General features: G+C 42.3%; 4 protein-coding genes. All 4 read left to right on the top strand.

The features are described from left to right. Positions 1-193 precede the first annotated feature (193 nt). The 4 genes from ACFVQB_RS16590 (at position 194) to ACFVQB_RS16575 (ending at position 12,993) form a co-directional block, all read left to right on the top strand. On the top strand, positions 194-5,314 hold the full coding sequence (locus ACFVQB_RS16590; RefSeq protein ID WP_379441002.1) for a hypothetical protein: 5,121 nt from the start codon (positions 194-196) through the stop codon (positions 5,312-5,314). 44 nt (positions 5,315-5,358) lie between these two features. Then, positions 5,359-9,996: a hypothetical protein gene (locus ACFVQB_RS16585; protein WP_379441001.1), complete on the top strand. Its 4,638-nt coding sequence runs from the start codon at positions 5,359-5,361 to the stop codon at positions 9,994-9,996. 16 nt (positions 9,997-10,012) lie between these two features. After that, entirely contained in the window at positions 10,013-11,158 is a 1,146-nt protein-coding gene (locus ACFVQB_RS16580; protein WP_379441000.1) for a DUF1349 domain-containing protein, read from the top strand. Between the two features lie 110 nt (positions 11,159-11,268). After that, entirely contained in the window at positions 11,269-12,993 is a 1,725-nt protein-coding gene (locus tag ACFVQB_RS16575; protein ID WP_379440999.1) for an RHS repeat domain-containing protein, read from the top strand. Positions 12,994-13,012 lie beyond the last annotated feature (19 nt).

Genomic DNA, 13,012 nt, shown 5'->3' with positions numbered 1-13,012 from the left:
GGATCATGCTTCGATAAGCGAGGTACCTATTGGAGACAAAAGATATACGGTACAAGGTGATATCGAAGAAGGCATAAAGGCCATGCGTGATCGATTCCAAGAGAGTGAGGTGAAAGGAAGGTTTGAGGGCTCCCTAACATCTCTTCGGAGTAGCGATCTTATGGATAGCTCTGAACAAAAGGTCGCTGATCGAATGCAGCGGCTGCATAATGGAGAGTTGCATACGGAAGATGCAGCATGGCGTGTTGATAATAACAAAGAGTTGAGAATATTCAAGAATGTTACAGTGACACGCAATTTGCTGAAAAATCTGGACAAAATTCATCCTTCCCAATGGGGGATTCGTTTCTCGGATCAGGATGTTATTCTCGATTATATTAGAGATTATGATCGAGATGATGCAGTTGAAACAGTAGTTGAACGAATCATGGAGTCAGCCAGAGATCTTCAGAAGCATACTCGACTTGAGATATTAGCGATAGCCAATCGGACAGTCTCGATGCTCACGGAGCAAATGGTGGTGGATGGTGCTTTGAAAGAAACAGAGCGACAAAGCATCATAGAGAATGTAATCGACAGTGTAAAAGAGAGACTGAAAGACACTGCGATATCTAAGGTGGATTTCGCGTCATCAATGACTCGGCGTGAACTCGATGTTTCATATGGAAACATGCTAAAAGCTACAAAAACTCATCATCGAAATACCTCCAAGGAGCTTATGAGTGATTCCCATCGTTCCTATAAACAGGATTCAATTATGGATCATGACATAACAATAGGGAATTCTTCACGTTCCTTGCAAGAAGAATTTATGGGAATTGTGCATGATCAGATTCTCTCTTCAATGGATCATACAAGAGCAATGAGTGCTCATAAACCAGATCAGGGTGAAAGGAATCTCCGGTTCGAGGGGCAACTAGCTCAGTTCAATCAAGCTTTGCGGCATATTGATTTTGAAACGCACATGCAGTACGTACAGCATTTGGGGAAACGCAAAGATTTAGAGAACGGATTAATCATGCGTCCACCTGTTTTGGCCAAATTGAAAACACGCCAATTCCCAAGTGTTGTACATCAGCCTCTCCAAATGGAAAGAGATACTAAAAAAGAACTGCTTTTAGCCGAAACACAGTTATATAGAAGAAGTACTGAGCATGATATTATTTCTTTAAACGAAATCATGAATCTGGATCGTAGTCGAGTGACTGCGCCTACCTTGATCAATAAGGTTGATCTATGGGGAAGCATGACACAGGATGTGCAAACCTATATGGACAGACCTACAGCGAACAGGTATCATCCCGTATCTGCGTTAAGAGATATTCGTAGTGATCCCTGGGTGATTCCAAATGTTTTTCCAAGAGCGCAGCGTACTATAGGTAATAATTCAGTAAGAATAGATCAAGAATTCCCTTGGGGTAAAAGAATCATAAATCATAATCCTACTTTTATTGAAGATGTGAATACGCAAATCAAGGCTCATCGACTTATTGTTGTACTTGGGGTGGTTGAGCACACCAATAAGCAAATTCTTGCATCAAGGGATTCTACGGAGTTCGGGAATGTTTTACGGGATAAACCCCATGCACATCGGGATAAAGTAGAATTCGCTTATGTCGATAGGAATAAACCTGAAGGCACTCGGGTAGATAAGGAAGCTGCATATCTGCTTCGAGAATATTCAGAAGGGCGCAGGATCGACAAATTTGAATCATTTGTATCTAACCAATTCGATACGGGCCATGTTGGTCCGCGAGCGATATATCTTCCCAAATCAGAAGTGCATGCTGAGCGAACGGATACATATGAGATAGAATTACGATCCTCAACCCTTGGTGACCGAAGTTCAGAGAAAAGCATTTGGGTGCCAGAGCATTTACGTGGAGACCGTGAAGATAAGACATTGACGATTGAAGATACTGTCTACGAGGCGCTGAAGAGTAGGGATAGTAAAAACCTTTTTCTTGACGATGAGATGTATGTGGCACTTAAAGGCAGCAAAGAGCTCAATGTAGAGAAACTGTGGCAATCCCTAAAGAATATGACGCAGAAGCATATGGTTTACTTGGATGAATTGCTGAAAAAGTTCATCAGTGATGGTGGAACGATTGGAAACAAGTTATATCCGGGTCATCTGGAAGATTCATTGATTGCAGCTGAATTATTGGATCGTCCCGCGCTTGTGCTGGAGATGATGATTGATGCAGTATATCAGACCGATGATGTCGCCTTTATGGATGAAAACCTTCTTGCTGGAGTTCGAGAGAGAATAGATGCATTAATTGAAGTGGGTATCCTGAGTTCAAGTCAACAAAGTGATAGTGGATTCGTTACGTTCAGTTCCGAAGGTATTAGGGAGTTGAAACAAGTTATCACTGACCTGGACATGCCGGAAGCATACCAAGAGACCGATGATGCATGGACAGATATAGCATATCTAGATGCAGATCATCTCCCCCATCATGGGAATGTAGAAGATAAAATGTCCGAGTCCATCAAGGAAAAAGACAGCGACTATAATCAAGTAGGGTTGCTGAATGAGCAAAATACAGGTTCAAAGTTTGATCGGCGTGGAGAAACCATCGAGGTGACTTATGCGGATTGGGATGCCAAACCCATTACTTTTAATTTTGATACTCCTCTTGGATTTGTTCATGCATCACCGGGATTTTTCGAAGAGGATCTATCAGAGATGAAGTCTGCTCACTCACAGGAAGAATTCGGGATGGTGAATGAAGCGGTCGATGCTTATAATCACAATCGTGATGGATTATTTAACGAGCAAGATTATGCTACTGGAGATTCTATCCTTCGGTCAGGTGAGAATTCAATTACATACGTTGTGGGTACAACAGATCTGCGAGAACTTCATATTAGTGAAGAATACTCCATCGGTGCCCGTTTCAGTCAACAAGCAGACGTGAGTAAGGAATATAACTTAGGCAGTCCTGTTAGCCGTGAGCTTCAACAGACTGGAGAGATAGTTTCAGGAGCTTCTTCACAAATGAGAAAAGGACAGGTCATTCAGTTGTATACCTCCAGCACTTCTGGAATTCGTCAAGCAAACATAAGTGAGGGTTATGAATTAGGAGCTCCACTTTTACGCCAAGGTCTATCTAATGAAGGCTACGGCCTTGGATATCAGGATTTGCGTAAAATGCAATGGGATGATGGTTATATGGCGGAAACGAATCATCGACTGGGTGTAACGGAAGAAGGATCATTTTACAGTTATATGGAATTAAAACAGGAAAACATGAATGATGGAATGCAAGTGGCCATGAACTTAGAACGACTGGTAGAGCAATCAGGTCGAGTTGAATATGCAACTCAACTGAAAGATTCATGGGTGAATGAAGATTTTCTGGGTCAGGTATACAAACTCGGCAATCTGGAACAACAGTGGATAGCTGATAAGCCACAACAGGGAAATCTGGAAAGCCAATGGGTTGCTACCAAATATCAATATGGTTTGATGGATCAATATCTTGAGAGCGGGGATAAACCTAAATACGCAGATGTGCCAGTAGAGTCTATTGGAGGCTTACCGCTCAAATATGGACAGATTGAAGAGGAGTTGCAGGCAACTAAATACCAGTATGGCAACTTGGAAGAGCAGCTACTCGGAATTAAACCTCAGTATGGAAAAATCGAAGAAATGCTGTTTTCTACCAAGCCTCAATATGGCAATTTGGAAGAACATCTTCTCGCTACTAAGGGTGGTAAAAGTTCGGAATATCACTTCACCAACAACGGAGATAAACGTGTAAGAGATTCGTATGTTGAAGAACAACGGAACGGATCAAAGAGCGAGCGAATCACAGGTCTTGAGGAAGATATAGCGGGAATTCTAAATCCTCTTCAGGCTACATTTGAGTCCGGTTTATTAAGCACAAAAGGTAATTCCCAGGCAGATTGGGAGCAATCTTTAATCAGTGAAAAGGCGAGCAATGATTCCTCAATTGTTACTATGTCTGAAGCATTAAAAATCCAACAGCATGGGCATGTGGGAGAGCAATTGAATGCTAGCAAGTTGGATCAAGATGCTTCTCTTCTAGATGGTTCAGAAGGAAAGAAAGGACATGTGGATAGCGAATTAATCGATTATACATGGACAGGCACGAACTCAGCGCACCACGCTAATGTTGGGGCAGGATTATCCGGTGAAACCGGACCACGTGATTCTACAGGGCAATACGAAATAACGACTGCATTTAAGAATAGTCTTAATGGTGAATTAAATACAGAAGATACTAACATATCAATTAAATTAAGTGGATCAGGACAAGAAGTTGATGATTTTTCATTTGCAGATTTTGAGGGCAGAGTGGCGTTTGTTCAACAGGATGTCATCACTGTAGAACGAGAGGATGAACGAATATCTCATCTGGAAAACCAGACAAGAGAGGCAACATTTGCGAATGCTCGTTTGTCTGAATTGCAGAATCCAGAGGATACATTCGCAACCTTTGAGGAACGATGTACGCAGGTGATCACGGGCTTTATTTTTGCTGAACGACCTGAGATGCGGGCAGAGTATTTGGAACAGCTTTTTGCATTTTTGCCGGAACGAACAGCGCATCTTATGAAGATCTATCACGAAGCCAAAGTGGAAGGACGGGCTTCTGAGATTGAAGTCGATTCGGTGTTGGCTTATCGGGATCGGATTACTGAGGGATATCTGCCTCTCATGGATACTACCGCGCAGGGACTTGTTTTCGATTATACCGATAATCTGTTGGACCACGGAATGAATCCTGAAGACTGGGAGGGTGGTTTTGGCGTGCCCGAAGAGTATGATCCTCATGATCCGTTCAACGTTTATTTCCCATACTCCAAAGAGATGGATGCACTTGAACTTGTTCAGGCGGATGATTGGGTTCAATTCGGAGGAGGCGATTGGAAACGGGATGAACTCCTCGGCAAGTTTTACAGTAAAAATGAAACTTCCCAAATCAACGGATGGTACCGGAATAATTTTCTGGGGGATCAGTATAAATTCTCTGTCGATTTCAAGGTAGATGAGAACGAGAAGGGTGACGACGGCGTTGGTATTATTTTTAAAATGCAAGATACCAATAACTATTGGATGTTCATGGTCAATGGTGGTGATTCGACAAATGCTCTGGACATGAGGACACCGATGCAGCTGTATCATGTCGTCGCGGGGAGAAAAGAGTCTGTAGGTTCTCCGATGCAACCTTTTAAATGGGAGAGGAATCGATGGTATACAATCTCAGTATCCATCATGGGAGGTAAACTACAAATTTATACTGATTCCAAACTACAATATGATTTAACGGGCACTGATTAACTCAGTGTTCTTTTTTTCGTATAGAGCGAGTACGAGGTGATTTTATGGGTCATACATTTGGATTGTTTACAATGTCTCAGAAAGGCGTATTGTTCGCCAATATGAGAGCTAAGATAGCTGATAAAGACGATTATGCCAATCCTAACCATCCAGAGCATCTCCCGGAGAGTCCCAATGCACCGAGAAGCGAAACGGATAGGCATGGTGCTGAAAATAATCCTATTTTGGGTGATCCGGGTTACGGTCAAATCGGACGATGGCAGACGGTTCAATTGGATGCACTTGAAAACAGTATTGATCAAATCATTGAACAATATCTGAGAGATAAGTCTTGGTATGCGAGTGTACGATGCCGTGAAGCACTATGGAATATGTACCGCAGGATTGAATGGTGGGTAGAACAGCAGCAGCCTCCAGATAAAACACAATATCAGCGAGTACTGCAGATGGTGAAAGACTGTATTCACAAGATTCTTGAAAACGCCCAGAAGTCGGGAGGAAGCCATCATGGTGTATCATTGCCAGTCTGTCCGGCACCCTACTACCATCATTTTAGTGGGAATTATTTCAATCATTTTGATGCTACCGTATATGAGATACCGCTCTTTTCGATGAAAAAGGACGTACCGTTCTCGAATAAATTCCCTGATTTCTTCAGATATGTATCATCGACGGAGGATCAGGAATGGGTAGCTGTCCACTCCGTAGGCCGAAATGAACAATCTGGTTCCGAGATGATCTTGAAACTGGACCTAGGGCTCCTGGAGATTGGAAACTCATCCAAGATTACATTTAATTGGCGCGTAAAGCGTTATGGACAGATCAGGTTCAAGTACCTGGCTAGTGCCAAGCGCGGTAATGGCATGCTGTTCTATATTAACGGGCAGCAAGTCGGAGGCGAATGGAGCGAGAGTAGCGGTTGGCAGGAAGCCGCGTTTACGCTGCAGCCAGGACAGATGTATAAGTTTGATTGGCTGATCCGTAAAATGCGCCCAGAAGTATGGCAGAACAATGGCATCTATATTAAGGATGTTGAAGTTGTTGAGATCGTAGATACACGAAAGCCACCTGCGCCGAAGGATTACGATCTGGATGGCGAGGACGTATATGAGTATGGAAACTGGGTTGTAAGATCACCGCAAAGTGTGGCACAGGCACATTTTAAAGGACAGTTCATTACGGATGATTTGCGTAAGAAAACCATGACAATGGACCTGGATAACGAATGTGATGGTACGATTTCATTTGCTTACAAAATGGGTGTGGATGAAGAGCCGTATCCCGATCATGATTATCAGTTGTTTTTTGATGATGAAATGCTTCAACGCACCCAGCGCGGGGATGGAGATCATGGTAGTTATGCTACATCGGTGCATGGTGTGGAGTGGAGACTGAATGGGGAATATTCAGAAACTGAGGCTAACCAGGCTAAAATCGAATATGAAATTGTTGCAGGGCCGGATACGACGGTGGACTTGAGAGGTGCACTTGAAGTAACTTGCCCCCCGCGAGAGATTGATCATTGGGAGCCGTTTCACTATGGACAAGGGATTGGGAAATATGAATGGTACATGACGGGAAGTCCCAGTTGGATTGATCAAGGAGATGTATTGCGTCTAGATGAGCCTAAGGAAGGGGAGATGATTGCCCAGACCTCGGTACCTTTACCGGATGAGGGGTGGTTCATATTCAGTTATAAGCACCAGTTACGGCCTACTGAAGCGTTTGAGGTAGCTGTAAATGGTATGTCCGTTCATTATACAACTATGAATGGTAACGGCGAACAAGTACGTATTCCTTTGCAAGCTGGAAACAACGTAATTCAATTTCGAATCAGAGATAGTTTAACGGAAGAACCCTTTAAATATCAGTTGGACAAGTTGTTTACCTATGGTAATAACACAGGCAATACATACCGCACAACGTCTCCGCTAGGTTCATATGTTGATGTGACCCGTGGCTGGAATGTAACCGATGCTGGAGCATTTACGCAAACAAGCGGAGATACGATTGCATATAGTGCAGAGCTAAATCCTGGTGCCAAATTAAATATTAAAGAGCATATGCGTATTTATCCCGCGATGGATTACAATTACAATCCAAAAACGGGTGCGAATAGAGATGAAATGGTATTTGATGAATTGTTTAATGAAGAAGATAAGATTGATTCAAGATTAAGATTTATAGGAAGCTGGGATTGGAAAGAATTGATTCATGGTGATGGAGTGATGTTGGCGCAGGGACATGATCAGGAATTCATCTGCGAACTTGATTCACAACTGGATAAGCCAGGTTACATATTCTGGCAGTATGGTGGCGATTTTGATCCTGGAGAAAAATTGGAGCTTCAGGTAGATGGCATTTCCGTCTGGACAGGAAATCAATCGAATGGAAACGATGGAACAAACTGCATGTATCCTTTGCCCCCAGGCAGCCACCGTTTCCGCTGGATATATAGAGATGGGAAGGCGTACGTGCCTGGCGATGGTAACACAGGGGGATCAGGAAGCGGAACTGTTGGTGGCAACGGTAATGGTCAATCCAATCAGCCACCCCAAAGCCCGTTTGGAGAAGTATGTTTTCCTGGTGGAATGAAAAATCATGAAATTCAGTATGGACAAAGTTCTTATTCAGGACGGTCTGACCAAACGAGTTTGTGGGGATGGAAAAATGAAGGAGCAACCTTTGACGGTAGTCATAGACTTTTGGATGAAGGAAAATATATTACCCGGGATTTTTATGCTCCTCACATTGGTAAAATTGATTATGTTGAGACACTAAAGGTATATCCTATAAAGAAATTAAACAACACGGGTTTACGACCCATTCGAACTTCGGACATGATGAGACAATATTATGCCGAACCAGGTACCATTTATCAAAATAAAGAAAACAATTATTACGGATTAAATGTGAAAAGTCTATCTCCTGGGGAACCGAAAACGGAGTTTGATAGTCCACATACCAAAATGATTTTTCAACGATTTTACTGTGAAGGCGAGTTTAGCATTGATTTTAGATATATTTGTTATCTGAGAGATAAGGATCAACAAAAAGCGAGATTCAGGGTGTATTTTTATCCTGAATCTGGTACAAAACGAATGCTATTAAACGAAATTAATAACAGAGGTAAAAATAACGGGAAAGTGAATTACAAGAATATAAGTGCTACTGACTGGAATACAGCAGCGACCTTTTCTGAAACAGTTACTAATTTGAAAGCAGGATATTACTATATCTGCATTGGCATTACGGATACTTTTAATGACAGTGATCAAGATAAAGATAGTATTCTCTACCATGCTTCTATTAAGAATCTATCCATTAAAACCAAAGATACTGCTGGATTAAACGGTGGGAATTTGGTTTATCCCAACAGAACAGATAGTTCTACATATGCCTTAGTTGATTTGATAGATAAATCTACAGGTGTGATTCTCCACTCATATCGTTACCCAGCAAGTAATGGAGAGATACAGACGTACGATATGGACTTTTCTGCTTATACATTACCTGGTAAGGCATACACGGTAAAATACAGTTTACATAAAGCTTCAGGTGCTTCTGGAGGCAGCGGTTTAGATGCTGGTGGATTCACTCTCAGCGGAGGGCGCTTCAAAGAAACCTGGAATGCCTACTGTAAAGATGCTCAGGGACTATTGTATCGAGAAGGAGAGTCCCCTCACCCAGGGGAAGATTCATGGAATCCACCTGGGCCGGGTACAACTGCTCCGGATGGGGGAAGTCATGCATGGCTTGATGTAATTCGATTGTATAAAAATACGAGCAGAGCCTGTCCGGGCACAAGAATAGTCATTGAAACCTTTGAGGACGGTCAATTACTACTTCCACCAAAGTACGTGACGAATGAAGATGATCAGATCATCTCTATTGAAGTGGAAAATACCTCAGATAAGAAAAAGAAATATGAGGTTCGTGTTAAATTCGAGCAGGGATGCGCAGGAGACGGTGCAATGATTTGGGGTGGTTCGTTGCGCTTAGATGATATTGATAAAGTTGATCCATCCTGGGCAGAGGTGACTCACTTCGAAGTGTGGAATAACAAACCGATCTGGATGGGCGGCTGCGATAACAGTCATATGCGCGTGAAAATTACCCGCGAGGACGGAAAAGTGTTATGGGATGAGAAGTATTACGGGGATGGGTATCGGGGCTTCGAACTGAATGATCTGGCTCCCAAGCCATATAGCAAGTATAAAGTGGAGATTACCACAGATCAGAAGGGGCAGATCAGCGACTGGACAGGAAAGCGATACATGACCACCTTCCGGGTGCATGACTTCAAAGCTTATGAACGATGGGTGTGGATACCTGAGCCGTTTGATTGTCAGCTGGATTTTTTCATTGATGATGAGCTGATCAAAACATTTACCAAAGAGGGTGGTTACTATACCTTCTCGCATCCAGTTCCTAAAGGTAAACATGAATTCAAATGGGTATTCACCTCACTTCAGGAAGCTGGCACGCGGAGTTATGAATACGCTAATTTGGACTGGATGGAACTGACTAACTGGATCTGTGATGATGTCTATGTCATTCCTTACTGCGAAGGTGGCGGGGGAGACCAGTGTGTAGAAGCACTCATCAAGTGCTTGCTGGAAGTTTGGAAAGCGAGGCCTAAGATGTGTGTGATCGGTAAACGGATCTGGTTATTCACCTAAAGAAAGGAGGATCATAATGGGGATTGTGAAGCGTCAGGAAAAAGGTCTTATCTATTTTGATGAATTCAACAAGTCAGGGCTCGATTCAAGGTGGGAAGTTCTGCCTGACGATCCTACAAGGTACAGTACAGATGGTGGAGTGCTGGAGTTAAAACATGGGGATTCTCCAATATATATGTTCTTCACGGAATTGACTGAGATCGAAGAGTTCGTGATGGATGTAAAAAACGAGTATAACCCAACTGTTGAGGGGGATACAGGGGGCCTTATTGTTTATGCGGACCAAGAAAATGTTGTGAAGCTGGAAGAGTATTTTGATGTCGAAAAAGGTATGGCCAAAAGCTATCCATGGATCCGACTTGTCCGGAGCTTTAATGTGTATTCAGCATACTGGTCGGAGGACGGGAAGATATGGCGTTTCATTGGTAACCAGGAAGTGATATCTTCTGTGCCCAAGATCGGTCTTTTTTTAGAAACAGGAATAGAAGGCCAATCATTAATAATCAAACAGATACGAATTCAAAGAAGTGCCAGGGTAAAAGTGGATAATCTCAAACAAGGATATCAGGTTGATCTTCTGGATCAAGCGGGCAAGTTGCTTGAAACCAAGGCATGTCAATATGAGAATACATCAGTCATGTTCGACCTTCAAAGATATGGTTATCCGCTTACAGGCAGCTTTGCTGTGACTTTGCCTGATAACAATAGATTTGAATCATTGGACAAGTTGAGCATATACGGTGGGGATACGTATTATTTTGAACCCAGACTAGATCTCTACTATCGTGAGTATAACGAAAATGGAGTCTATTTCGATGTCAAACTGCAAGATAACCAGGAACGTTTTCTCGGTTATATGTCTTCTGGGCAATCTGTAACGGAGAATGTGCTGTTTATCGCTAAAAATTCATTGAACCAGGGTGTTTTTCAAAATGTTAACTTTGAGCTTTCGGCTTACCGTGGGGATCAGTATCAGAATGTAGTACGTCTAGCACCCGATGTTCAAGGAGAACCTGGGGCCTGGAGTTTGCAAGTTAACGCAGTTGAGATCAAACCAGAAGATCCTTTTCAATTCTGGGTGAGGGTAGAGAGACTGGATACAAGCACTAATTACGAAGCCCAGGTTACGTTCGGGATCAAAGTTTCTTCAACGTATGTATAGCTCTAAACTTTGAGTGCTCGACCACGTATAGATTCATTAAGGGTTGAGTTGGAGGTGAGAACATGTCTGTCCGCTTTAGTGGGACAAGTTCAGGGACGAACAATGGCAAGTTGCTGGATCATAATAGCTTGCTGAACAAGGGTACCCGGTCCCATCAGGAGATAGATGAACATCTGTCAGAGATAGAGGAAGCTAGAAGTAGTTATAGTAGTCTTCCTGAACGTTTGGATGAGATGGAACGTGTTGGAAAACTAAATGACACACTTATAGCTGGTCAAGAATTACGCATTGCTGATCTGGAACCTAAAGTACTAAATCAGGGTATATTGCTCGAAGACCAAAAGTCCAAGTTGAGTGAATATGAGAAAGCCATAACTGAGGTCAGTACAGATGTACATGAACAAAATGAACGATTGGAAAGTTTGGAAAATGAATTAGGAAACGCCCGGGGAAATCATGAATCAATCGCAGATGTTATATCTGATATTGAGGATTCCATTGATGATCTAAAAACCAATCCATTATCTGATTTGGCAATCAGTAGTGTAACCATGGAAGCTGATGGTCTGCTTAAAGTCCTGATAAACGGCGGATACGCAAGCATTAACAGTGCACTCGTTCAAAAAGAGGAGTCTTTCTATTCATTCATGGCCGAGCAGGACACTAGATATTATGTGTTTCTGAAGAATGATGGTACATTCATGCATCTGCTGGATCCAGATGAACCAGATAACGCCATGATTCTGGGATCTATTGCAATTGGCGCCACTTCCGATGCCATTTACATCAAAGACCATCGCTATTTTCTAACTAAGACTGTATCAGCAGGGAATTTCAAAGATCTCCAGGCAATAGTTGAAGATGCTCAATCGCACATTATTGAACTGGATGAAGAAGTTGTCTCATTAACAAATAAGACTAAAGATCTATCCAAACAAGTTGAAGATCTTGGTGAGATTAAGACTGAAGTGTTTAACTCCAGAACAGACAAAGATGGCTTTCTATTTGATAAGCTGCCAGATCGTTTAAATCATATGCAATCCAAGCTGGAGCTTGCTGCATCCAGGGGAACGATGGAAAATCAATCGATTTTTCGTATAGAGTACCCACCGGATATAAGGGTTACAGATCAAAAGAGTTTTTATTGTCCAAAGTATAGCATTGGTTCTGACAGTGTAGAAGTACTACTAGATGGCATCAGGGTAACCTCTGGGGAAGATTATATCGAATATACGGATACGGAAATTCGTTTTTTCTATGATATTCCGGTGGATTCACGTGTGACACTGCTTAGCCGAGGGTCGATCATCAATACGTCTTCAACATCAGAGTATGAATATGACTCCAAAGGCAGAATGAAGCGTGAGATTATTACCGGAGGCATTAACCGTATTATTGAATATGAGTATGATCTTGAAGGGAATCTTCTGGAAGAACTTATTACGGAAAGTGATGGACAAGTCAAGACGATAACCTATGAACGAGAAGAAGGCAGGATTAAACGTAAGTCTAACAATGGAGCCATGTACTTTTATTTGCAAGGCAGCTCAACCTATGATGATCGGTCCGTCAAGCATCGGCTGTCAACTTTGGAGGACATGGAAGAACAGGATGTCTACTTTGAGTATGATCCAGAAAATGGCTTGATTATCAAAGAAACTACATATAACAACGATTTAAAGCCGTCCGTGATAAAAATGATTGAATACGGTTATAACCCTGATGGCAGTGTGGATACTGAAATTGTTGAGTTTAATGGTTCGAAAATTTCGAAAAAATATCTGTATGATTCGGATGGAAACATCCTTGGTGTTCAAAAAAGAAAGGTAGGTTGATGATATGGATTCGCACTTT

Origin of the sequence: Paenibacillus sp. NPDC057886 (assembly GCF_042796655.1) — a bacterium.
Lineage (GTDB): Bacteria > Bacillota > Bacilli > Paenibacillales > Paenibacillaceae > Paenibacillus.
This window is presented reverse-complemented; position numbering and strand designations above follow the sequence as displayed.